This window comes from Brevundimonas sp. GW821-FHT10A07 (genome assembly GCF_059415785.1).
On the sequence record NZ_JBWKNX010000013.1, the window covers coordinates 63791 to 84871 of the forward strand.

General features: G+C 68.1%; 24 protein-coding genes. 16 read left to right on the forward strand and 8 right to left on the reverse strand.

Going from position 1 to position 21081, the window contains the following annotated elements; translation table 11 throughout:
• Positions 1 to 13 precede the first annotated feature (13 nt).
• Entirely contained in the window at positions 14 to 1069 is a 1056-nt protein-coding gene (locus AC07NC_RS12065) for a L,D-transpeptidase family protein (RefSeq protein WP_494569689.1), read from the forward strand.
• Here the strand turns inward: AC07NC_RS12065 and AC07NC_RS12070 are convergent, their stop codons facing one another.
• Entirely contained in the window at positions 1070 to 2665 is a 1596-nt protein-coding gene (locus AC07NC_RS12070; RefSeq protein ID WP_494569690.1) for a carboxylesterase/lipase family protein, read from the reverse strand. It lies immediately after the preceding gene.
• A 77-nt stretch (positions 2666 to 2742) separates the two neighbouring features.
• Positions 2743 to 3417 (reverse strand): pyridoxamine 5'-phosphate oxidase, encoded by a 675-nt coding sequence (gene pdxH / locus AC07NC_RS12075; protein ID WP_494569691.1) that lies wholly within the window; start codon positions 3415 to 3417, stop codon positions 2743 to 2745.
• 223 nt (positions 3418 to 3640) lie between these two features.
• Between pdxH and AC07NC_RS12080 the strand changes: the two genes are divergently transcribed.
• From AC07NC_RS12080 to AC07NC_RS12100, 5 genes are all read left to right on the forward strand, one after another.
• Entirely contained in the window at positions 3641 to 4375 is a 735-nt protein-coding gene (locus AC07NC_RS12080; RefSeq protein WP_494569692.1) for a DnaJ C-terminal domain-containing protein, read from the forward strand.
• A 58-nt stretch (positions 4376 to 4433) separates the two neighbouring features.
• Positions 4434 to 4637, forward strand: a complete 204-nt coding sequence (locus tag AC07NC_RS12085; RefSeq protein WP_494569693.1) for a type II toxin-antitoxin system VapB family antitoxin — start codon at positions 4434 to 4436, stop codon at positions 4635 to 4637.
• Positions 4634 to 5005 carry a type II toxin-antitoxin system VapC family toxin gene (locus AC07NC_RS12090; RefSeq protein ID WP_492070897.1) on the forward strand — a complete coding sequence of 124 codons (372 nt, stop codon included), beginning with the start codon at positions 4634 to 4636 and terminating at the stop codon, positions 5003 to 5005. The genes AC07NC_RS12085 and AC07NC_RS12090 overlap by 4 nt, the downstream gene beginning before the upstream one ends.
• Positions 5006 to 5013: 8 nt before the next feature.
• On the forward strand, positions 5014 to 6099 hold the full coding sequence (gene aroC, locus AC07NC_RS12095; protein ID WP_008263701.1) for a chorismate synthase: 1086 nt from the start codon (positions 5014 to 5016) through the stop codon (positions 6097 to 6099).
• Positions 6100 to 6367: 268 nt separating this feature from the next.
• Positions 6368 to 6709 (forward strand): VOC family protein, encoded by a 342-nt coding sequence (locus tag AC07NC_RS12100; protein ID WP_154726798.1) that lies wholly within the window; start codon positions 6368 to 6370, stop codon positions 6707 to 6709.
• Between the two features lie 6 nt (positions 6710 to 6715).
• Here the strand turns inward: AC07NC_RS12100 and AC07NC_RS12105 are convergent, their stop codons facing one another.
• The 3 genes from AC07NC_RS12105 to thiE form a co-directional block, all read right to left on the reverse strand.
• Complete coding sequence (locus AC07NC_RS12105; protein WP_494569694.1) at positions 6716 to 7654, reverse strand: hypothetical protein; 939 nt, start codon at positions 7652 to 7654, stop codon at positions 6716 to 6718.
• Positions 7655 to 7697: 43 nt separating this feature from the next.
• Positions 7698 to 9380 (reverse strand): sensor histidine kinase, encoded by a 1683-nt coding sequence (locus tag AC07NC_RS12110; RefSeq protein WP_494569695.1) that lies wholly within the window; start codon positions 9378 to 9380, stop codon positions 7698 to 7700.
• A 73-nt stretch (positions 9381 to 9453) separates the two neighbouring features.
• Entirely contained in the window at positions 9454 to 10107 is a 654-nt protein-coding gene (gene thiE / locus AC07NC_RS12115; RefSeq protein ID WP_494569696.1) for a thiamine phosphate synthase, read from the reverse strand.
• Positions 10108 to 10238: 131 nt separating this feature from the next.
• Here thiE and AC07NC_RS12120 point away from each other — a divergent pair, with 131 nt between their 5' ends.
• Together AC07NC_RS12120 and bfr are read left to right on the forward strand one after the other, a co-directional pair.
• On the forward strand, positions 10239 to 10424 hold the full coding sequence (locus AC07NC_RS12120) for a (2Fe-2S)-binding protein (protein ID WP_183194912.1): 186 nt from the start codon (positions 10239 to 10241) through the stop codon (positions 10422 to 10424).
• Between the two features lie 138 nt (positions 10425 to 10562).
• Positions 10563 to 11063, forward strand: a complete 501-nt coding sequence (gene bfr / locus AC07NC_RS12125) for a bacterioferritin (protein WP_008259683.1) — start codon at positions 10563 to 10565, stop codon at positions 11061 to 11063.
• A gap of 7 nt (positions 11064 to 11070) precedes the next feature.
• Here the strand turns inward: bfr and AC07NC_RS12130 are convergent, their stop codons facing one another.
• Together AC07NC_RS12130 and AC07NC_RS12135 are read right to left on the reverse strand one after the other, a co-directional pair.
• Complete coding sequence (locus AC07NC_RS12130) at positions 11071 to 11793, reverse strand: ABC transporter permease (protein ID WP_494569697.1); 723 nt, start codon at positions 11791 to 11793, stop codon at positions 11071 to 11073.
• The gene (locus AC07NC_RS12135) at positions 11793 to 12659 is read right to left on the reverse strand and encodes an ATP-binding cassette domain-containing protein (RefSeq protein ID WP_494569698.1); all 867 of its coding nucleotides are present in this window, start codon (positions 12657 to 12659) and stop codon (positions 11793 to 11795) included. Before AC07NC_RS12135 ends, AC07NC_RS12130 begins: the two co-directional genes overlap by 1 nt.
• A 165-nt stretch (positions 12660 to 12824) precedes the next feature.
• Between AC07NC_RS12135 and AC07NC_RS12140 the strand changes: the two genes are divergently transcribed.
• The 6 genes from AC07NC_RS12140 (at position 12825) to AC07NC_RS12165 (ending at position 17020) form a co-directional block, all read left to right on the forward strand.
• Positions 12825 to 13322: a DUF2975 domain-containing protein gene (locus tag AC07NC_RS12140; RefSeq protein WP_494569699.1), complete on the forward strand. Its 498-nt coding sequence runs from the start codon at positions 12825 to 12827 to the stop codon at positions 13320 to 13322.
• The gene (locus tag AC07NC_RS12145; RefSeq protein ID WP_035308935.1) at positions 13323 to 13565 is read left to right on the forward strand and encodes a helix-turn-helix domain-containing protein; all 243 of its coding nucleotides are present in this window, start codon (positions 13323 to 13325) and stop codon (positions 13563 to 13565) included.
• A gap of 55 nt (positions 13566 to 13620) precedes the next feature.
• Positions 13621 to 14181: a tryptophan-rich sensory protein gene (locus AC07NC_RS12150; protein ID WP_008261886.1), complete on the forward strand. Its 561-nt coding sequence runs from the start codon at positions 13621 to 13623 to the stop codon at positions 14179 to 14181.
• 99 nt (positions 14182 to 14280) lie between these two features.
• The gene (gene efp, locus AC07NC_RS12155) at positions 14281 to 14847 is read left to right on the forward strand and encodes an elongation factor P (protein WP_008264088.1); all 567 of its coding nucleotides are present in this window, start codon (positions 14281 to 14283) and stop codon (positions 14845 to 14847) included.
• A gap of 117 nt (positions 14848 to 14964) precedes the next feature.
• Positions 14965 to 15771 (forward strand): inositol monophosphatase family protein, encoded by an 807-nt coding sequence (locus AC07NC_RS12160; protein WP_492070910.1) that lies wholly within the window; start codon positions 14965 to 14967, stop codon positions 15769 to 15771.
• Between the two features lie 223 nt (positions 15772 to 15994).
• Complete coding sequence (locus tag AC07NC_RS12165; protein ID WP_494569700.1) at positions 15995 to 17020, forward strand: glycerophosphodiester phosphodiesterase; 1026 nt, start codon at positions 15995 to 15997, stop codon at positions 17018 to 17020.
• 13 nt (positions 17021 to 17033) lie between these two features.
• Here AC07NC_RS12165 and AC07NC_RS12170 read toward each other — a convergent pair whose 3' ends face one another.
• Complete coding sequence (locus AC07NC_RS12170) at positions 17034 to 18914, reverse strand: ABC transporter transmembrane domain-containing protein (protein ID WP_494569701.1); 1881 nt, start codon at positions 18912 to 18914, stop codon at positions 17034 to 17036.
• Between the two features lie 136 nt (positions 18915 to 19050).
• Here AC07NC_RS12170 and rpmE point away from each other — a divergent pair, with 136 nt between their 5' ends.
• Both rpmE and AC07NC_RS12180 read left to right on the forward strand, forming a co-directional pair.
• Positions 19051 to 19275: a 50S ribosomal protein L31 gene (gene rpmE, locus AC07NC_RS12175; protein WP_008258897.1), complete on the forward strand. Its 225-nt coding sequence runs from the start codon at positions 19051 to 19053 to the stop codon at positions 19273 to 19275.
• A 191-nt stretch (positions 19276 to 19466) separates the two neighbouring features.
• Entirely contained in the window at positions 19467 to 21029 is a 1563-nt protein-coding gene (locus tag AC07NC_RS12180) for a L,D-transpeptidase family protein (protein WP_494569702.1), read from the forward strand.
• Positions 21030 to 21081 lie beyond the last annotated feature (52 nt).

The window sequence follows — 21081 nt, forward strand, 5'->3', positions numbered from 1 at the left end:
CGAAAGCTCCCGAATGAACCGCCGTTTCGCCTGCATCGCCTCCAGTCTCGCCGTCCTGACCCTGGCCGCCTGTTCCCCGCCCGCCGACCATGACCGAGATGCGGCGACGTCCCCCGCCGCCGAAGTCGGGCAGTCAGGGCCCCTGTCGCGCGACGCCATCGAGAACAGCGCCTATTCGCCCCCCGCGCCCGACGCGCCTCCGACGACGGCGCAGAATCCGGCTCAACCGGAACCGGCCCTGATCCGCGCCCAGATTTTGCTGGAACGGGCGCGGTTTTCGCCCGGCGCCATCGACGGACTGGCCGGCTCGAACATGCGTCAGGCGATCTCGGCCTTCCAGGAGGCGCAGGGTCTGCCCGTCACCGGCGAACTGGACGCCGACATCATGGGCCGGCTTCGCGCCGTGGGGATCGGCGCCGTGACCTCGACCTATCGGATCACCCAGGAGGACGTGGCCGGCCCCTATATCGGCGTGGTTCCGACTGATCTGGAAGCCCAGGGCGAGGCGGCCGCCATGGGCTACGCCAATATCGTCGAGGCCCTGGCCGAGCGGTTCCACGTGACCGAGGGCCTGCTGAGGGCGATGAACCCGGGCGCGGACTTCAACCGCGTCGGCCAGACCCTGCTGGTTCCGGCGGTGAACACCACGCCCCTGCCCGCCGAGGTGGACCATATCGACGTCGACAAGGCCGAAGGTTCGGTCAAGGCCTTCGCCGCCGACGGCAAGCTGATCGCCTATTTCCCGGCCACCATCGGCAGCGGCGATAATCCGACGCCGACCGGGACGGTCAAGGTCAACGGCGTCGCCCGCAATCCGAACTATACCTATGACCCGTCCAAGCTGAGCTTTGGCGAAGGGAGCCGCAAGGTCGTGGTTCAGCCGGGACCGAACAATCCGGTCGGCGTGGTCTGGATCGATCTGAACAAGCCCAGCTACGGCATCCACGGCACGCCCGACCCGCATCTGGTCGGCAAGACCGCCTCGCACGGCTGCGTCCGCCTGACCAACTGGGACGCCTGGATGCTGGCCGACAAGGTCAAGCCCGGCGTGACCGTGCGGTTCGTCTGACTACTGAACCGCGCCGAAAGGCGTTCCGTCCCAGAAGTCGCAGTGGTGGCGGCCGAAGAAGTCCTTATCCAGTCGGTCGCCCTGGGCCGTGAACACCCGCACCGGCCCCGCACCCTCGACGCGGGGCCATTCGGGGCCGAAGTCGCCCTGGCCGAAACCGGCCCACAACCTCTGCATCCGGTCGGACAGGACCTTCTGTCGGGGTGTGAACCGCTTCACATCGGTGAAGACCCAACTGGTCCCGAACACATAGGCCAGTTCGCTGGCGTGATAGGCGCCCAGGTCGAGGCCGACCAGCCAGTCCGGCAGGACGAAGGGCGCGCCGCGATCCGCGAACTCATAGCCCCAGACCGGCACATAGCGGGACAACTGACGGCGCAGGGCCTGGGACGGACAGGCGAACCTCTGGTCGGTGAAGTTCGCAGCGATGGCGTAGGCCGGCCCCTCAGGACCGACCGGATAACGGTCCAGCACGCGCGGGCCGACATCGCCGTACATCCAGATCGTCTCCTTCTGGTAGCGATCCATGTCCTTGACCTCATTGGCGAACAGCCGCCCCTCGTCCAGGTTCGTGCCGACGATGACCGGCACGCGGGTGAAGCGGCCCTCGTGGATCGCCAGGGCCGGGTTTTCCGGCACGGTCGCGTCGGTATGAACCGGTCCCCAGGATCCAGGCCCATTGATCCCCGCCCGCAGGGACGGCGCGCGCGCCAACCGCCAGGCCGGCAGGGCCTTCAGACAGTCGATCTGATCGAGGCCGCCACACCCCAGGTTTTCCGCAAACTTCGGCCCGGTCCTAGCCGCCTCCTCCGCGCTGACCAGGGACGACGGCTCCAGACATCCGCCGCTTTGCATGATGACCCGCTGGTACAGGCCCTCGGATTTGGGCGAGGCCATCAGGTAGCAGGCCGTCCACGCGCCTGCGCTCTCGGCGAACAGGGTCACATTGGCCGGATCGCCGCCGAAGGCCGCGATGTTCCGATTCACCCATTGCAGGGCCGCCTGCTGGTCCATCAGGCCGAAATTGCCGCCGAAGCCTTCGCTTTCCGCCTGGAATTTCGGATGGGCCAGCCAGCCCAGGGCGCCCAGGCGGTAGTTCAGGGTGACGACCACCCGATCCTGATCGGCGGCCAGTTTCGACGGATCATAGTTGACGCCCGAGCCGACAGTGAAGGCGCCCCCGGGAATATAGACCATCACCGGCCGCAGCTCGGCGGCGTCTCCGGCGGGCGCATAGATGTTCAGATACAGACAGTCCTCGCCCCCCACGACGAGGCCGCCGCCCCCGCCCAGAATGGCCTTGCGCCCAATGGCCTGGGTGCAGTCCGATCCCGGCCGGGTCGCATCGCGCACGCCGGTCCAGGCCTGGACCGGCTGGGGCGCGCGCCAGCGCAGATCGCCGACCGGCGGACGGGCGAAGGGCACGCCCAGAAAGGCGCGAACTCCCGCGCCCTGAACGCCGCGCACCGTCCCGGCCTGTGTCGCCGCCAGCACGGACCGGGCGTCGCCGGCGAACCGGACATGAGAGACCTTGCCGGGATGGGTGGCGCAGGCCGCAAGCAGCAAAGACGCGAACAGAAGCGGCAGAAAACGCATGAAGACCCTTGGCCGAGACGAGCGAGCTTAACGCGGCCGAAGCCAGAGCGTTTCGTTCGCGCCGAACGGCCGCAACATCAAGGCCAGAGGCGTTCGCGGCTCCAGGCGTCGCCGTCGCGCGTGAAGCGCAGCCGGTCGTGCAGGCGGAATGGACGGTCGCGCCAGAATTCGACGCTTTGCGGCGTCACACGCCAGCCGGTCCAGCGTTCGGGGCGCGGCACCTCGTCGCCCTCGAACCGGGCCGTCTCGCGCGCCACGGCGCCTTCCAGCGTCGCACGCGCGTCGAGCGGACGAGACTGGTCCGAGGCCCAGGCCCCGACCCGGCTCTCGCGGGCGCGGCTGGCGAAATAGGCGTCGGCCTCTTCCTTGCTGACCGGCTGCACCTGGCCGCGCACCCGCACCTGACGCCGCAACGACTTCCAGTGGAAGGTCAGGGCGGCCACCGGACGGGCGTCCAGCTCCAGACCCTTGGCGCTCTCGCGGTTCGAATAGAAGGTGAAGCCGCGCCCATCCACGTCCTTCAGCAGGACGATCCGGGCGTCGGGCATGCCGTCAGCGTCCACCGTGGACAGGGTCATGGCGTTGGAATCATTGACCTCGTGCCCCCCCGCCTCGGCCAGCCATTCGACGAACAGGCCGATGGGCTCGACCCGGTCAAAGATCGTCTCGTCGCCATTGGCGGCAAGGGCGGCGGCATAGTCGCGCGCGTACTCTTCGCGCGACGGGCTGGGCGGGATCACGGGGGGGGTCATGCGCCTGACTTAGCGCGGGACAGAGGCGGTGGAAATGATCCGGATCAAAACGCCCCCCCCCCGGGCTCAAGTAGCGCGAGGCGCGGTAGCCCCCCGACATAAATGGCCTCAAGTCGCGCGAGGCGCGGTAGCCCAACATGAATGGCCTCAAGGTGCGCGAAGCGCGGTAGCCTGAAAAGTTAAGTTAACCCGGCATTGACCCTAAGGCGCGAACGGTACGGGAATGAGCGCCATCCGTTCCACCTCCGACGCCGCCGCCGTTCGCGAAGCCTTGTCGATCCTGGGCCTGCACGGCGCGGCCGACGCCGCCGCCCTGAAGGCCGCCTTCCGCGCAGCGGTGAAGGCGGCGCGCCCGGACCAGGCCGGCGGAGACGCCGAACGGTTCCGGCGGGTGATCGCCGCCTATCGCCTGATCCAGGCCCATGTCCCCGCCCGCCCCAGTCTGGCCGCCCCCGCCGAACGCCCTGCGCCGAGGCCGGTGCTGGGGCTCAACCCGATGCAGGCTCTGGCCGGCGCGCGGGTCGAACTGAGGCTGGGCGCGCGCACGGTTCGGGTCGCCGTCCCGGCGGGCCTGCGCACGGGCGAGCATCTGCGGCTGCGCGGCGGCGCGGCGGACGGGTCGGACCTGTATCTGGCGGTGTTGATCCGGCCCGAGGACGGGCTTTCAGTCATGGGCGACGACCTGTTCATGACCTGGCCCACCCCCTCGCGCCTGCTGGACGAAGGCGGCCGGGTCGAGATCGAAACCCACGCAGGCCCCCGCTCGGCCTGGATCACGCCCGAGATGGCGGCCCCGGCGCGGGTGCGGTTCAAGGCCATGGGCCTGCCGGCGCGCGGCCCCCATCCGGCGGGCCATCTGTTCGTGACCCTGACCCCGTCGTCGGAGGCGCCCTCGGCCGCCGAGGATATGCTGGTCCGGTTCACCCGCGCCTGGGCGCCGGAGCGTCTGGCGGCCTGATCTTGAAGCGTCACCTCATTGAGCGCATCATCTGGTGACGTTTTTGATGAGGCACGCCATGCGGACCCCCGTGACACTCGATGACGAACTGATGGAAATGGCGGCGGAATACTCCGGTCTGTCCGAGCGGTCCGCGATCATTCGTGAAGCCCTAAAGGCGTTCGTCGCCCGCGAGGCGGCGCGTCGCCTGGCCGCCATGGGCGGAACTGACCCCAAAGCCACAGCCGCGCCTCGGCGACGCCCCGAATTGGTCGAGGAATGATCCTGGCCGACAGTTCGGTATGGATCGCGCACCTGCGATCAACAGACCAGACCCTGGTTGAGCGGCTTCGTGGCGAGGACATCCTGTGCCATCCCGCCATCATCGGTGAACTGGCCGCTGGAAACCTCGCCAACCGCCGCGCCTTTCTCGACCAACTCTCGCGATTGCCGACCGCTGTCGCCGCCTCGCACCAAGAGGTGCTGACCCTGATCGAAAAGAACCGGCTTTTCGGGATTGGCGTCGGCTATCTGGATCTTCACCTCCTCGCCTCCACCCGACTGACGCCCGGCGCGCGGCTGTGGACGCGGGATCGTCGGCTACAGGAGGCCGCCCGGACACTGGACCTGGCCGCCGTCCTCGACCATTAGGTTGCGCCATGTCGCACAACACCTTCGGCCATCTCTTTCGCGTGACCACCTGGGGCGAGAGCCATGGGCCGGCTATCGGCTGCGTCGTGGACGGCTGTCCGCCGCTGATCCCGCTGACCGAGGCCGATCTCCAGCCCTGGTTGGATCAGCGCAAGCCCGGGGGTTCGCGCTTCGTGACCCAGAGGCGCGAGAGCGATACGGCCCAGATCCTGTCGGGCGTGTTCGACGACGGCGAAGGCCCGGTGACCACCGGCACGCCCATCTCGATCCTGATCCAGAACGAGGACCAGCGGTCCAAGGACTATGGCGAGATCGCCCGCGCCTATCGGCCGGGCCACGCCGACTTCACCTATCAGACCAAATACGGGGTTCGTGATCCGCGCGGCGGCGGACGGTCCTCGGCGCGGGAAACCGCCAGCCGGGTGGCGGCGGGCGCCGTGGCGCGCAAGGTGCTGGGCGACGGCGTGAAGATCCGCGCCGGCGTGGTCCAGATCGGGCCGCACAGGATCGCCCCCGAAGACATCGATTTCGACGCCGTCCACGACAATCCCCTGTTCGCCGCGTCGCGCGCCGTCGTGTCCGCGTGGGAGGCCTATCTGGACGATATCCGCAAGGCCGGCTCGTCCATCGGCGCCGTGGTCGCGCTGGAGGTCACAGGCGTGCCGGCCGGCTGGGGCGCCCCCCTGTACGGCAAGCTGGATTCCGAACTGGCCGCCGCCCTGATGTCGATCAACGCCGCCAAGGGCGTCGAGATCGGCGCCGGCTTCGCAGCCGCTGAACTGTCGGGCGAGGACAACGCCGACCAGATGCGGCTGGACCTGAACAAGCAGCCGGTCTTTCTGTCCAACCATGCGGGCGGGGTTCTGGGCGGCATATCGACGGGGCAGCCGGTGACGGCGCGGGTGGCGTTCAAACCCACCTCCTCGATCCTGACGCCGCGCCAGACCATTACCCGCGACGGCGAGGAGACCGACCTGCGCACCAAGGGCCGCCACGACCCCTGCGTCGCCCTTCGCGCCGTGCCGGTTGTCGAGGCCATGGCCGCCTGCGTCCTGGCCGACGCCCTGCTGCGCCACCGCGCCCAGGTGGGCTGACGGCCAAGGACTGAGGGCGGGTCGATCAGCCCGGTCGGGCGCGCAGCTTTTGACTGTCCGAAACCACTGTCGGGCGGACAGGCGCGCGCTCTTCCGTTCGTGCGGCCGTCTTCTCATCCTGTCGCATCAGAGCCATCAGGCCGGTTAGACCCGTCGTCATCACGATCATCAGCGACTCCTGCAACTGCGAACCGTTTGCAGGTTTGCGCACATCCGGGCGGCGTGCAAGAGAGGTTCGTCGGTGGCGCCGCACCCCAGGAGATCACCCGTGCGTGAAGACGGAAAACTGGACTACCTCGAACTGCCCGCCGCCAGCCTGCCCGAAACCAAGGAATTCTACAGCCGGGCCTTCGGCTGGACCTTCGTCGACTACGGCCCCACCTACGCCGCGTTCGACCAGGGACTGGATGGAGGGTTCGACGCCGATCAGGCCGAGCGGACCAAGACGCCCCTGCCCATCCTTTACGCCCACGATCTGGAAGCCATGCAGGCCAAGGTCCAGGCGGCGGGCGGCGTGATCCTGAAGCCGATCTACGCCTTTCCCGGCGGCCGGCGGTTCCACTTCGCCGATCCGGCAGGAACCGAAATGGCGGTCTGGTCCGAAAACTGAGATCGCCTAGCGGGCGTCGACCGACTGGGCGATCCGTTCGCCCTGTTCGCGGTCGGCGCCGTCCGGCGACGCCACCCAGACGTGGATTTCCAGCGGCGCGGTCGCACGCTGGAACAGATGCTCGATGGCCAGGCGGCGTCCGCCCTCGGTCACGACGATGGAGGCCCGTCCGCCGGCCTGGATCATCTGGCCGTCATAGATGGGAAACTGCGACGCCGGCCCCGCGTAGATCATGACCAGAACCGTGTCCGCGCGACGGACGGCGTAGATTCGGGCGTCAGCGCCGGCGCGCGACTGGGTCAGCACGGTTCCGGACGGCAGATCCAGCGTGAACGGCAAGGCGGCCATGGCCGCAGCGTCCAATCCTTGAGGCGCGACGGGCGGCGCAGGCGCCGGAGCGACCGTTGACGGCGTCTGGGTTGGCGCGGGCGCAGCAGGCGCGTGCCGCACGGGACTGGCCTGAACCGGCGCAGGCGTCGGCGCAACGGTCGCGGGGCGCTGGGCGACGGGGGCGGTCGATGGAGACCGGACAGGGGTCTGCGCAGGCGGCGGCGTAACCGGCCTCTGGGCAGCAGGCGTCTGGGCAGCAGGCGTTTGGGCGGCGGGCGTCTGGGCAACAGGCGTCTGGGCAACAGGCGTCTGGGCAACAGGCGTCTGGGCCCCGGGCGTCACGGGCCGGGCGGTCGAGGCCGGCGCGCTGTTCAGGTCGCGGGTCAAGGTCGAGGGCTGGGGCGCTGGTCTGGACTGCGGGGCCGGCTCCACCCGGACGGGCGCAGGCGCAGGCGCAGGGGCGACCTGCGCGGGGGCCGAAACAGGAGCCGAGGTCGGGGCGGAGGTCGCGAACGGCGGTCCGCTGTTGAGATCGCGCGTCAGATCCGAGGCCGAGCGCGGCGTGGACGTGTCCTGCCCGGACACAAGAGCGACGGCGAGAGCGATGACGACCATGGCCGGACCATTACCCGGCGCCGAAGGAACCGCAAGCGTGCGGTCAGGCGTGCGGCAGATTCACCCAGAAGGTCGCGCCCTCGCCGGGGCTCGAGATCACGCCGATGGCGCCGCCCTGCAGTTCGACCAGTCGTTTGGCGATGGCCAGACCGACGCCGTGGCCCTCCACGCTGGATCGCTCCAGTCCCAGACGATTGAAGGGCTCGAACAGCTGCGATTGCTTCTGCGAGGACAGGCCCGGGCCGAAATCGACCACCTCGATGCGGATATGCTGGTCCGCACGAAGCGCCCGCAGAATCACCCGCCCGCCCGAGCCGCCGTATTTGAGGGCGTTGCTGGTCAGATTGTCGATCACCTGCGCCAGTCGCTGGGAATCGGCCACCGCGATCAGACCGTCGCCCTCGCAGACCACCTGCACATCCACCGACTGGGCTTCCGACCTGAGCATGGCCGCGCGCCTTACGTCTTCCAGCAGGCCGGGAATATCGGTCGGCCGCAGATCGACCTTGACCGCGCCGGACTCGGCTCGCGCCACATCGAGCAGGTCGTGGGCCAACGCCTCCACCTGGCGCGCGGTCTTGACCAGCACGTCCGCCATTTCCGACTGCTGGGGCGTGACAGGCCCGAGCTGGCCGGTCGACCACAGATTGCCGATGCCGATCACGCCGGCGACCGGGCTCTTGATCTCATGCGCCACATTGGCGAGCAGGCGCGACTTGGCCTCCGAGGCTTGCTCCGCCCGGACCTGCCCGGATCGCGCCCGTTCGGACAGACGGTCGCGCTCCTCCAGAAGGGCCGCGACCAGCAGGATCGGCATATAGCCGACCAGAACCTGGAGCTGGGCCGCCAGAACCTGTTCCGACCGGCTCAGGGTCTCGAAATGGGGACCGTAGCCGAGCATGGCGCCCCCGACCGACAGCAGGGTGACGACCAGCAGGCTGAAGGCCGTGCCCGCGACGCCGAGTCGGACCGCGACCCCGAGCAACAAGGGGATCATCGCCACACCGATCTCGGCACGGCCGGTGAGGCCGAAGAACTGGACAGCCAGCACGCCCGCCAGCAACAGGCCGGCCTCCAACAGCGCGCCGGGGCGGGTGAGACGGGCCAGGGTGGACCAGGTCAGAGACAAGCCGAGCGTGCCTATGACGGCCAAGCCCAGCGCATGACCGAACCACCAGGTCTGAAACGTCTCCAGCACATCGCCCGAACCGAACGGCGCCAAGGCGATCGACGCGAACACGCCCGCCGGGATCGGCGCGAGAGCCGCGGTGCAAATGAGAAACCGCGCCACGCCGTTCAGGCTGGACACGTTCAGCGTCGGGGCGAAGCGGCGCGCCAGAAGAACCGCCCCGATGATCTCCACCATGTTCGCCAGGGCGAACAGCAGGGACAGCATGGGCTTGTAGCCGGCGATCAACTCGCCGATCAGGATGCTGATCATCAGGACGGTGGCGAAGGCCACGTCGTGACGCCGCCCCCGCCCGGTCCGAAGCCAGACGGCGACCGCCACCCCGCATACGCCCCAAAGTCCCGAGATGAGCCCCAGACTATGGGCCCAGCCGATGGACACCGCCGCCAGAACAGCGACAGCCACGCCGGTCATCACGGGAATCAAGGGGTGGGCGAAGACATCGCCGCTGCTCGGCTCAGCCGCGCGCATGCGCGCGCCCGACGGCTGCGTCGGCGGCGCCGCGACATCGATGTCGAGCACACGGCTCAGGGGCATGCAGGGTCTCGAGGCAATTGATCGCGCCATCAAACCATGCGGTTCCTAATATCCCCTGAAACATGGTCACATGCTAATTATTCAATCTATGATTGAAGTCCTTAACCGCTGAAGCTGGACCTGTGTCATAAGACCAGACCCCGGCGCTGACGGCGATGAAATCTGCGCCCGCACGCGCCACCTCCGCCGCCGTCTCGACGGTGATTCCGCCGATGGCGACGCAGGGCGTCTCGACGGTCTCCTGCCAGACCGTCAGGATCTCCAGACCGGGTCGGTGGACCGTCGTCTTGGTGTCGGTCGGATAGAAGGCGCCGAAGGCGACATAATCCGCCCCGCCCTCGGCCGCGTCCCAGGCCAGGTCGCGGTCGTCGTGGCAGGTCACACCGATCATGGCGTCCGGCCCCAGGATGCGCCGCGCCTCGGCCAGCGAACCGTCCTCCTGACCGATATGAACCCCGTCGCAGCCCGTGGCCTTCGCCAGATCGGGTCGGTCGTTCAGCAGGACCGCCACCCCATGACGCCGCGCGATCGGCGCCAGCCGCTCAACGGCCGCGCAAATGGCGGCGTCGTCGGCGGGCTTGAGCCGAATCTGCAGGGCGGCCACGTCGCCGGCGCCCAGGGCCTCGTCCAGGGTCGCGGCGAAGGCGTCCAGATCGGGAATCGCGGGCGGGGTGATCAGATACAGCCGGCAGGGCGGGCGGTCGGGAACGGTCGGGGTTCTGGCCATGGGGCTGACTTCCCCCTCCTGCGACCATTCGTCAACGGGTCCGTCGTCGCACACCCATGCGAACGACTTGCAATCGCCTTAAGGCCTGCTATAGCGAACCATTCTCAGTCTATGGAACGCGTAGAACCCTCGTGTACGTCTGTAACTGCAATGGTCTTCGCAAGCGGGATGTGGCCCAGGCCATCGAGGCCGGGGCCTGTCGCCCGCGCGACATCTTCGCCAGCCATCAGTGCCAGGCCCAATGCGCCAAATGCGTCTGCGAGATGCGCCAGATGATCCAGGACAGCCGCGAAGCCTTCGCGCTGGCGGCTGAATAGCCACCGCCCCGCTGCCGAAAATCACTCGCACTATCAATGCAGTGATAAAAACTCGCAAATAAGCAGGGTCGATTTTACTGTGGTATTGCGTCGCTCGACAGACGGCGAAGGCGCCGTCGCAAGACCAAGGACACGGCCATGAAGGGCGACCCCGCTATCCTCCGCACGCTGAACGCGGTGCTCACCAACGAGCTGACGGCGGTGAACCAGTATTTCCTGCATGCGCGCATGTTCGAAAGCTGGGGTCTGGCCCACCTGGGGCACGTCATCTACGAAGAATCGATCGGCGAGATGAAACACGCCGACATGCTGATCAAACGCATCCTCTTCCTGGACGGCCTGCCGAATCTGCAGGACCTGCACAAGCTGAAGGTCGGCGAGGATCCGATCGAATGTCTGGGCGCCGACCTGCAACTCGAGCTGGACAGCCGCGTCGCGACCGCCGCCGCCGTGACCCTGTGCGAAGAGACCCGCGACTACGTCAGCCGCGACCTGCTGATGAAGATTCTGGCCGACACCGAGGAACACATCGACTTCCTCGAGAACCAGCACAAGCTGATCGAGCTGATGGGCGCGCAGAACTATCTGCAGTCGGCCATGAAGGAAATTGTCACCGACAACAGCGCCACCGGCGGCTGATCGATCCTCAGCCCTCGCGGCGGGCCAGGTGGATCACCGCCGCCGCGAGGACGACGAGACCCAGACCGCCGCCCAGGGTCAAGGCGGTCTGAACGCGCCACGCCTCGGTCGCCAGGATGTTCACCGGCATCTGCCAGGGCATGAAGACGCCCTGTTTGGCCGAAGTCGCGACCACGGCGAAGAAGGTGCCGCCGATACCCAGCACCAGACCAGGCACGAAACTGGCGAACCGGATCGCCGTCCAGAACTGGATGGCGATCATAAGCACCGCCGCTACGGCGATCCGGATCAGGGTCCAGGCATAGCCGGCCAGGTCCAGACGGCCGACCGCCGCGACCTCGGGTTTGACCATGCCGCCCAGAACGACCGCCCCAACCGTCATGCCCAGGACGGCGGCGCTCATCACCAGAACCAGACCGATCACGCAGATCGCCTTTGACGCATAGAGGGTCCAGCGCGGAACCGGCAGGGCGCGCAGATGGTCCCAGCTGCGCGGCGCATGTTCCATCTGGGCGATCAGGGCGGTCAGGGCGGTGACGCACATGGGCATCAGGAAATAGGCCCATATGGCCAGGCCACTGCCGATCCACATGTCCCATTCCGACGGCTGTCGCGACCGCAACATCATGGCGAAGGCGAAGATGGCGATCAGGGCTGGGGCGGCCGCCGCCAGCAGCAAGGCCAGAGACCGGTTCAACTTGCGGATTTCGACGGACAGGACGGCGAGCATCAGACGGTCTCCAGGTGGCGGGAGGGGATCGGGGTGGAGGCGGCGCGGTAGATGCTTTCCAGCGAACGCGCGCGCGGCCCTATGGCGAAAACGGACACGCCGGCGGCGATCAGATCGCGATTGAGGGCGGCGGAGACCTGGTCGTGATCGTCGCCGGGACGCAGCCGGGCCACGAGGCCTTCGGCGTCTTTGCTCAAGGTGAGATCACGGGTCCGCAGCACCGCACTGGCCCGATCCGGATCATCGACGCGCAGACCGATCTCGGGCGCCAGATCGGCCTTCAGCCGGCTCAGTTCCCCCTCCACCACCAGCCGACCCTCGTGAATGATGCCGACGTGGCTGGCCGTCTGTTCGATCTCGCCCAGCAGGTGGCTGGACAGCAGCACGGTCGCCCCTGCCCGGTCCGGCAGTTCGCGCAGGAAGCGTCGCATGTCCGCAATGCCGTCGGGATCCAGGCCGTTGGTCGGCTCGTCAAGCAGGAGCACCGGCGGCGAGCCCAGCATGGCCCGCGCGATACCCAGCCTCTGACGCATGCCCAGGGAATAGTCGCTCACCCGGCGCCCGCCGTCGCGCAACATGTCGACAACCGCCAGCACCCGGTCGATCTCGGTCGCCGGTAGGCCCAGCAAGCGTCGGGACAGGTCCAGGTTCTCGCGGCCCGTCAGATGGCCGTAGAAGCCATGCGCCTCAAGCAGGGCGCCGATCTTACGCGCCGCCCCCATTCGGTCCCGCGCTACATCGACGCCGCAGACCCGCGCCACGCCCGAGGTCGGGCGCAACAGGCCGATCAGCATCTTCATCGTCGTGGTCTTGCCGGCGCCGTTGCGCCCCAGGAACCCATAGACCGCATGCTTGGGGGCCGTCATGGACACCGAGTCCACCGCACAACGACGACCGAACATGCGCGTCAGCCCTACTGTCTCTATGGCCGCTATAACCCACCCCGCATTTAACTCTTAGATAAAGTTGCGCGAGGAGGATTTTTAAGTCAAGATTAAAGACACGACAGGTTCAGCTCCGCAGGGAAACCCATGGCCGCCGACGATCTCGCCCGTTTTCGCCGCATGTGCCGGCAGTTTCGCTGGCTCGCGGTTTTCATGGTTTGCAGCGTCGGCGCGATCTTGGGGCTGATGTATGTGATCGTGCCTGCGGTCTTCGCCGCACGCGGAGAACACAGAGACCTCACCCTCCTGCTTCGGGAGATCGTCTGGGCCTCGCCGACGCTTCTCTACCTGTTCGCCGTCTGGTCGATCGGGTCGGCGCTAGGGCAGTTGGCCAAGGGGCGGCTGATCCAGCCGACCCTGTCGTCCGCCCTGCGTCGTGTGGGGATGGCGCTGGGCTTCGGCGGGCTGCTCAGCGTGTTCGGCGTCACCAATCTGATGCGGCTTCTGGGCGACGAGCGGAGCAGTTGGGCCTATTTCGACGTCGCCGGCATGACCCTGGGCATGATCGGCGGCGCCCTCTTCCTTCTGGGACGGGTGATCGATCAGGCGGGCCTGCTGCAGGCCGAGATGGACGAAATGATCTGAATGCCCGTTCGCGTGACCCTGAATGATCTGATGGTCCGCAAGGGCCTGAAGGCGCGCGATGTCGCCGCCCAGGTCGGCCTGAGCGAAACCCAGTTCTCCCTGTTCCGGTCCGGCAAGGTGAAGGGCATTCGCTTCAGCACCCTGTCGCGACTATGCGCCGTTCTGGAGTGTCGCCCAGGCGATCTGCTGGACTATGATTTCGATCCGCGCGAGATGGAACCGGTCGAGCCGGAAGAGGTCTGACGGAACCGCGTCCGGTCCCGGCCATTAGATTTCGACGGGCAAGCTGGAGCGGACCATGACGGATATCGACGACGCCATTGATGATGTGCGCGACGCGGCTGTGGACCTGCTGAACAGCGAGGGGCGCAGCGCCGGGCATGTGGCCATGGGCGTCGCCCTGACGGTGGGGTTCGCCTTGCTGGCGACGGGCATAGCCTCTGGCGCGCTGAGGCCGAAACGGTCCTTGAGACAGGTTCGCGACCGCGACCTGCCGATCACCGAGAAGCCCCACGGCGCCTTCAGTCTGATCCTTCCTGCGGTGTTCTCGGCCACCACCCTGTCGGCCGTGCGTGTCTGGAACGCCCCGCCGGCGCGCGAGCGGACCAGAGCCATGGGCCTGTGGGTCGCGGCCCAGACCGTCAACGCCGTCTGGCTGGGTCTGCGCCCGTCGTCGATGTGGAAACAGGTGCTGGCGGCCATGTCGTCCGCGGGCCTGGCCGCCGCCTTCGCCCACGAGGCGCGCAAGCTGGACGAAGGGGCGGGCAAGATGGCGGCGCCGACCGGATCGGGCGTGCGGATGGGCAATCTGCTTCATCGCAAGGCGGACGACGTCTCGGGCGGCCGCAGCCTGCATTAGGCCGCCTTGCCCTTTGCCGGGGCTTCCTCTAGGGATCGCGCCCTATTCGCCACGCCCCATCCGGGCGCGTGGGCGCAACCCCATTCCCGATGTGACCCCATGAAGATCAACGGCAACACCATCAAGCCCGGCATGGTCCTGCAGCACAATGGCGGCCTGTGGGTCGTCACCAAGGCCAGCCACGTCAAGCCCGGCAAGGGCGGCGCCTTCGCCAACGTCGAGGCCAAGAACCTCGAGACCGGCAACAAGCTGAACGAGCGCTTCCGGTCGGAAGACAAGGTCGAGCGCGTGACGCTGGAGCAGAAGGACTTCTCCTATCTGTTCGACAACGGCGACAGCCTGGTCTTCATGGACGACGCCACCTACGAGCAGATCGAGCTGCAGAAGGACTGGGTCGGCGAAGAGCGCATCCCCTATCTGCAAGAGGGCATGAAGGTGATCATCGAGATGCACGAAGAGCGTCCGATCGGCCTGGAACTGCCGGATCAGGTCGTGCTGGAAGTCGCCGAAACCGAGCCGACCGTGAAGGGCCAGACGGCCTCGTCCTCGTACAAGCCCGCCATCGCCTCGAACGGCGTGCGGATCATGATCCCGCCCTATATGTCGGCCGGTGAACGCATCATCGTCGACACGACCAGCGGCGAATACGTCCGCCGCGCGGACTAAGACACACTGCCGGCCTCATCCGGGGCCGTTCCCTTTCTTGCACTTCTCCGCATGTCCGGGCTCTCATCCTACTGAAGAATGGGCCTTTTCAGGACATGCGGACCAGGAGATCCGCCGATGGCCCTCGCTTCCGCCCTGCTCCAAGTCATGCTCGACGCGGTGCGCAAGACCGCACGCCCCATGCTGCGCGACTTCGGCGAGGTGTCGCAGCTTCAGGTGTCGAGGAAGGGGCCGGGCGATTTCGTCACGACCGCCGACCTGCGCGCCGAAGACACCCTGTACGAACTGCTGATGAAGGCCCGCCCGGGCTACGGCTTCCTGGGTGAAGAGCGCGGCATGATCGAGGGGACCGACAAGTCCCACACCTGGATCGTCGATCCCATCGACGGCACCACCAACTTCATGCACGCCATGCCGCATTTCGCCGTCACGGTGGGGCTGGAGCGCAGGGCGCCCGACGGTTCGAGCGAGATCGTGGCCGGCGTGACCTATAATCCCGTGATGAACGAGCTGTTCTGGGCCGAAAAGGGCAAGGGCTGCTATCTGAACGACCAGCGGATCCGCGTCGCCGGCCGTCGCGACCTGTCGGAGAGCCTGGTCGCCACGGGCCTGCCCTTCATCGGCAAGTCGGGCCACGCCCAGGCCATCAAGGACATCCACGCCATCGGCCAGCGCGTCGCCGGCATCCGCCGCCTGGGCTCGGCCGCCCTGGACTTCGCCTGGGTCGCGGCCGGCCGCTACGACGCCTTTTTCGAGCGCGGCCTGAAGCCCTGGGACGTGGCGGCGGGCATCCTGTTCGTCACCGAGGCCGGCGGGTCGGTGACCACCATCGAGGCGGACGGCGATCCCAAGACGGGCGTGTCGGTTCTGGCCAGCAACAGCGAACTGCATCCGCAGCTGCGCAAGGTGCTGCAGGCGTCCTGAGGCCGCATAGCCGCCTCTCTCCCTCCCCGACCGGGGAGGGGCGTCGCGAAGCGACGGGGTGGGGGCGGCGAGGCCAGGGCGCACGGACTGAGGCGATCCGGTCTGTGGGACTTCGCCCTGCCCGTCCCACCCGGCTCCGCTGCGCTTCACCCCCCTCCCCCGCAGGAGGAGGGAGAAACGCCGTCGTCATTCGGTTGTCGCGCGGCGCCCCTATCCAAGGAGCATGATCCGCGCCATCGTCACCGCCCTCGCCCTGCTCGTTGGAACGCCCGCCGTGGCCCAGCCCCTGATCATCGCCCATCGCGGCGCGTCCGGCGAACGGCCGGAGCATACGCGCGCGGCCTATCAACTGGCGATCGAACAGGGCGCCGATGTGATCGAGCCGGATCTGGTGATGTCCAGGGACGGGGTCTTCATCGACCGGCACGAGAACGAGATCGGCGGCACGACCGACGTGGCCGACCGGCCCGAGTTCGCGGATCGCAAGACCACCAAGACCATCGACGGCGCGGCCATCACCGGATGGTTCACCGAGGACTTCACCTTGGCCGAGCTGAAGACCCTGCGGGCCAGGGAGCGGCTGCCCGAGTTCCGGCCCGGCAATGTCGCCTATGACGGGCAAGAACCCATCCTGACCTTCGACGAGGTCGTGGCCATCGCGCGCGAAGCCTCCGCCCGGACCGGCCGCACCATCGCCGTGGCCCCCGAGCTGAAACACCCGACCTATTTCGCCGCCATCGGCCTGCCGATGGAGGACGCCTTCGTGATCGAACTGGAACGGCTGGGCCTGACCGGGGCCGATGCGCCCGTCATCGTCCAGTGTTTTGAGGTCGGGCCTCTAGAGCGGCTGTCACAGCGGATCGACGTCCCGCTGGCGCAACTGGTCAGCGCAGCCGGCGCGCCGGAAGACCGGCCGTCGCTGACCTACGCCCAGATGATCACGCCCGAGGGGCTCAACGCGATGGCCGCCTATGCCGACTGGATCGCGCCGGAGATGACCCTGGTCCTGCCGCGCGACGCCGAAGGCCGCACGACCGCGCCCAGCGCCCTGGTCACGGACGCCCATGCGGCGGGGCTGAAGGTGGTGATCTGGACCCTGCGGGCCGAGAACGCCTTCCTCCCGGCCGAGCGGCGGCGGGGCGAAGGGTTCGCCGACCATGGCGACATGGCGGGCTACGCCGCCGCCTTCGCGGAGGCGGGTGTGGACGCCGTCTTCTCCGACTTCCCGGCCCTGGCGCGATCCAGGTAGCCGGACCGCGCGTCTATCCGGCGCGGAACTGCAGTTCGGCCAACCGCGCGTAAAGCCCGCCCTTGGCCACCAGTTGGTCGTGCGTCCCCTCCTCCACCACGCGGCCGTCGTCCATGACGACGATGCGGTCGGCGCGAAGCACGGTGGCCAGGCGGTGGGCGATGACCAGGGTGGTGCGTTCCTGCATGGCCTGGTCGAGGGCGATCTGGACCAGACGCTCGCTTTCGGCGTCCAGGGCGCTGGTCGCCTCGTCCAGCAGCAGGATGGGCGCGTCGCGGACCAGGGCGCGGGCGATGGCCAGACGCTGGCGCTGACCGCCCGACAGGCTCTTGCCGCGTTCGCCCAGGGGGGTGTCGAAACCTTCCGGCAGGGCGTCGATGAAGCCCAGGGCCTGGGCCTTGTCGGCGACGGCGCGGGCCTCTTCCAGGGTGGCGGTCTCGCGGCCGAAGCGGATGTTCTCCAGGGCCGAACCCGAGAACAGCGGCGTCTCCTGCGACACCCAGGCGAAACGGTCGCGCACGGCGACGGGATCGGCCTGGCGCACGTCGACGCCGTCGACCGAGACCACGCCGGTCTGGGGGTCATAGAAGCGCAGCAGCAGGCGGAAGACAGTGGACTTGCCCGCCCCCGACGGACCGACCAGGGCCACGGTCTCGCCCGGACGCACGGTCAGGCTGAACCCCTTCAGGGCCGGCAGGTCGGGACGGCCGGGATAGGAGAAGCCGACGGCGGACATGGACACCTCGCCGCGCGGCGGCGACGGCAAGGTGACAGGCTGGGCCGGCGGGGCGATGTCGGGCGTGGCCTGCATCAGCTCCTCGATCCGCTCCATGGCGCCGGCGGCCTTCTGGACATCGCCCCAGCTTTCGCCCAGGGCGCCGACCGCCCCTGCGGCGAAGACCGACAGCAGCACGAACTGCAGCAGGGCGCCGGGCGTCATCACCCCCGCCACCACGTCCAGCGCCCCCAGCCACAGCACCAGGGTGACGCCGCCGAACATGACGATGATGATCAGGGCGGTCATCCAGGCTCGCGCCCGCATCCGGGTCAGGGAGGCGGCGAAGGCGTCCTCGACCGCCGCGCCGAAGCGGGCGATGGCGCTGCGTTCGCGGCCGAAGGCCTGAACGGTCTCGATGGCGTCCACGCTCTCGCCGGCGAAGCCGACGGCGTTGGCGAACCGGTCCTGAGAGGCGACGGTCAGTTTGCGCACCCGGCGGCCGAAGATGAAGATGGGGCCCAGCAGGAAGGGCACGATCAGCATGACCAGACCCGTCAGCTTGGGGCTGACGAAGAACAGCAGGGCGACCCCGCCGATCAGGGTCAGGAAGTTGCGCAGGGCATAGGAGACCGAGGTGGTCATCAGGGTCTCGACCAGGGCGATGTCGGTCGTCAGGCGCGACAGCACCTCGCCGGTGCGCATATGGGCGTAGAAGGACGGGTCCAGCGTCAGGATGCGGCCGAACAAGCCCTTGCGGACATCGGCGATGACGCGCTCGCCCGTGCGGGTGACGTAGAAATAGCGGGCGGCGGTGGCCAGGCCCAGGAACAGGGCGTTGGCGCCCAGCAGCAGGAACCACCGGTTCAGATTGGCGCCGCCGGCCTCAAACCCGTGGTCGATGGCCCCGCGGGCCAGGACCGTCAGCCCCAGCGAGGCGGTGGTGGACAGCAGCAGCCAGAAGACCGCCATCAGGGCATGGCCCTTGTGGCGCATGGCGAAGGGGATCAGGCGCGCCAGGGGGCGAATGTCGCGGCGTTTGGCGCGTTTCTCGCCCGCCTCGGACATCTGCTCCATCAAAAGGGCCCCGGCGCTGGGTCGGCCTTCGGCCGTTCCGACGCCGGAGGCGCGCCCCGAAACGGCGGCGGAACGGGCGGGAGCGGCGGTTTGATCGGTCATTGCGCCCGCCTCTTGCCCCGGAACGCCCCCCGGTGTAAACGCCCCGCTCTTTCCCGCTGACTCTTTCGGCGGGATTCTCAATTTCACGCGCACCGACGGTCGGCATCGTCACCGCGCCAGAGACCGGACGACGACCATGAAGGCCGATACGCACCCCGACTATCACTTCATCACCGTGGTGATGACCGATGGCACCTCGTACCAAACCCGCTCGACCTACGGTAAGGAAGGCGGCACGCTGAACCTGGACATCGATCCGCTGACCCACCCGGCCTGGACCGGCGGCAACGCCCACCTGCTGGACCGCGGCGGCCGCGTTTCGCGCTTCAACAACAAGTTCGCCGGCTTCATCAAGAAGTAAGCGCGTCCTGGCTGCGACACGTTGCAGCATTTGGGCAGCATCTGAGCAGCAATCGGCTCACGAAGAGCGCCGGTCCCGGGACCGGCGCTTTTTGTTTGCCGGGAACATCGGTAACATAAGCGGCGTTCGCACATACGGCGAAGCAAGGGCGTCGATCCACGGGGATCGACCCATCGGGAAGCGGACGGGTTATGAATAGACGGGAACTGGGTCTGGGCGTCGCGACGGCGACCGTGACCCTCGCCTCCACGGCGCGCGCGCAGCAGGTGACCGTGCAGCGCGGTTCGCAGGCGACCGCCTTCTACAACAGTTTCAACGACCAGATTTCGCGTCTGCCCGAGATGCAACAGGCCGACGTCCGCGCCTTCTATGAAATGAACGGCTGGCGGCCGGTGTGGACCGCCGATCGGCTGCGCGCCCTCAACGCCGTCGCTGGTCGGACCGAGCGGCACGGCCTGTCGGCCGGCGACTATTTCGACTTCGTCGGCCTGGCCGCCGATCCCGCCTCGTCGGATCTGCGCACCACGGCCGCAGCCCTGGCCTATGGCCGCGTCCTGGCCGAGGGCAAGGTCCGACCCGAGACGGTCGAAGACCTGTGGGAGATGCAGAAGAACCGCGTGGACCTGCCGCGCGGCCTGAGCGACGCCCTGGCGCGCAACATCCTGCTGGACTGGTTCGAGGGTCTGGCGCCGACCGACATCGGCTATCAGAACCTGTCGGCGGGCTATGTCCGTTATCGTCGCCTGGCGGCCCAGGGCGGCTGGCCCGCCTTCCCGGCCGGGCCGACGATCGAGCCGAACATGAGCGACCGGCGCATCCCGGCCCTGATCGACCGGCTGACGGCCGAAGGCGACCTGACGGCGGCGAACGGCGCGCGGCTGAAGACCGAGGGCCTGACCTATGGGTCGGAGCTGCAACAGGCGGTTCAGGGCTTCCAGGTCCGCCACGGCCTGGGCGCCGACGGCCGCATCGGCACGGGGACCCAGCGTTCGCTGTCGGCCTCGGCCGAGGACCGCGCCCGCCAGATCGCCCTGAACCTGGAACGCCGCCGCTGGCTGAAGCGCGAGGTCGCGCCCGAGCGGATCGAGGTCAACACCGCCGCCGCCATCATGGTCTATTGGAAGGACGCCAAGCCGGTCCACTCCAACCGCGTCGTCGTCGGCTCGGCCGAAAACCAGACGCCCAGCCTGGAGAAGCCCTTCGCCTCGGTGGTCGCCAATCCGCCCTGGTATGTCCCGGCCAGCATCGCCCGCCGGGAGATCCTGCCCAAGGGGCCGGCCTATCTGGCCGCCAACGACATGTATGTTCAGAACGGCACGGTGATCCAGCGCGCCGGGCCGAAAGCCGCACTGGGCTATGTGAAGTTCGAGCTGCGCGACAGCTACGCCATCTTCCTGCACGACACCCCGTCCAAGGCGGCGTTCAACCTTTCAATGCGCCAGCGCAGCCACGGCTGCGTGCGGGTGCAGAATGCGGTCGAGTTCGCGCGGCTGCTGCTGTCGCCCGACCCGGTTAAGCTGGCGCAGTTCGACACGGCCCAGGACACGCGCGAGACGACCCGCGTCACCACCGGCCGCGAGATCTCGGTGCGCCTGCTCTATTGGACCGCCTTCGTGGACGGTCAGGGCCGGGTGGCGTTCCGCGAGGACGTCTATGGCCGCGACGACAAGCTGGCCCAGGCCCTGGGCATCGCCGTCAGCCTGCCCAAACCGGTCGACGACGGCCGCCGCGACGTCAACGACGTCGGGCCGTAGAACTCATAGTCGTCTCCCTCCCCCTGCGGGGAGGGAGAAGTTCAGCGTTATA

Bases quoted from the DNA above. Each gene is read 5' to 3' on its own strand.
- AC07NC_RS12070 (WP_494569690.1), bottom strand. From the start codon at position 2,665: ATGCGTTTTCTGCCGCTTCTGTTCGCGTCTTTGCTGCTTGCGGCCTGC.
- aroC (WP_008263701.1), top strand. From the start codon at position 5,014: ATGTCGCACAACACCTTCGGCCATCTCTTTCGCGTGACCACCTGGGGC.
- bfr (WP_008259683.1), top strand. From the start codon at position 10,563: ATGAAGGGCGACCCCGCTATCCTCCGCACGCTGAACGCGGTGCTCACC.
- AC07NC_RS12165 (WP_494569700.1), top strand. From the start codon at position 15,995: ATGATCCGCGCCATCGTCACCGCCCTCGCCCTGCTCGTTGGAACGCCC.
- pdxH (WP_494569691.1), bottom strand. From the start codon at position 3,417: ATGACCCCCCCCGTGATCCCGCCCAGCCCGTCGCGCGAAGAGTACGCG.
- AC07NC_RS12110 (WP_494569695.1), bottom strand. From the start codon at position 9,380: ATGCCCCTGAGCCGTGTGCTCGACATCGATGTCGCGGCGCCGCCGACG.
- efp (WP_008264088.1), top strand. From the start codon at position 14,281: ATGAAGATCAACGGCAACACCATCAAGCCCGGCATGGTCCTGCAGCAC.
- AC07NC_RS12140 (WP_494569699.1), top strand. From the start codon at position 12,825: ATGGCCGCCGACGATCTCGCCCGTTTTCGCCGCATGTGCCGGCAGTTT.
- AC07NC_RS12180 (WP_494569702.1), top strand. From the start codon at position 19,467: ATGAATAGACGGGAACTGGGTCTGGGCGTCGCGACGGCGACCGTGACC.
- AC07NC_RS12085 (WP_494569693.1), top strand. From the start codon at position 4,434: ATGCGGACCCCCGTGACACTCGATGACGAACTGATGGAAATGGCGGCG.
- AC07NC_RS12170 (WP_494569701.1), bottom strand. From the start codon at position 18,914: ATGACCGATCAAACCGCCGCTCCCGCCCGTTCCGCCGCCGTTTCGGGG.
- AC07NC_RS12135 (WP_494569698.1), bottom strand. From the start codon at position 12,659: ATGACGGCCCCCAAGCATGCGGTCTATGGGTTCCTGGGGCGCAACGGC.
- AC07NC_RS12150 (WP_008261886.1), top strand. From the start codon at position 13,621: ATGACGGATATCGACGACGCCATTGATGATGTGCGCGACGCGGCTGTG.
- AC07NC_RS12105 (WP_494569694.1), bottom strand. From the start codon at position 7,654: ATGGTCGTCATCGCTCTCGCCGTCGCTCTTGTGTCCGGGCAGGACACG.
- AC07NC_RS12130 (WP_494569697.1), bottom strand. From the start codon at position 11,793: ATGCTCGCCGTCCTGTCCGTCGAAATCCGCAAGTTGAACCGGTCTCTG.
- AC07NC_RS12065 (WP_494569689.1), top strand. From the start codon at position 14: ATGAACCGCCGTTTCGCCTGCATCGCCTCCAGTCTCGCCGTCCTGACC.
- AC07NC_RS12145 (WP_035308935.1), top strand. From the start codon at position 13,323: ATGCCCGTTCGCGTGACCCTGAATGATCTGATGGTCCGCAAGGGCCTG.
- rpmE (WP_008258897.1), top strand. From the start codon at position 19,051: ATGAAGGCCGATACGCACCCCGACTATCACTTCATCACCGTGGTGATG.
- AC07NC_RS12160 (WP_492070910.1), top strand. From the start codon at position 14,965: ATGGCCCTCGCTTCCGCCCTGCTCCAAGTCATGCTCGACGCGGTGCGC.
- AC07NC_RS12090 (WP_492070897.1), top strand. From the start codon at position 4,634: ATGATCCTGGCCGACAGTTCGGTATGGATCGCGCACCTGCGATCAACA.
- AC07NC_RS12080 (WP_494569692.1), top strand. From the start codon at position 3,641: ATGAGCGCCATCCGTTCCACCTCCGACGCCGCCGCCGTTCGCGAAGCC.
- thiE (WP_494569696.1), bottom strand. From the start codon at position 10,107: ATGGCCAGAACCCCGACCGTTCCCGACCGCCCGCCCTGCCGGCTGTAT.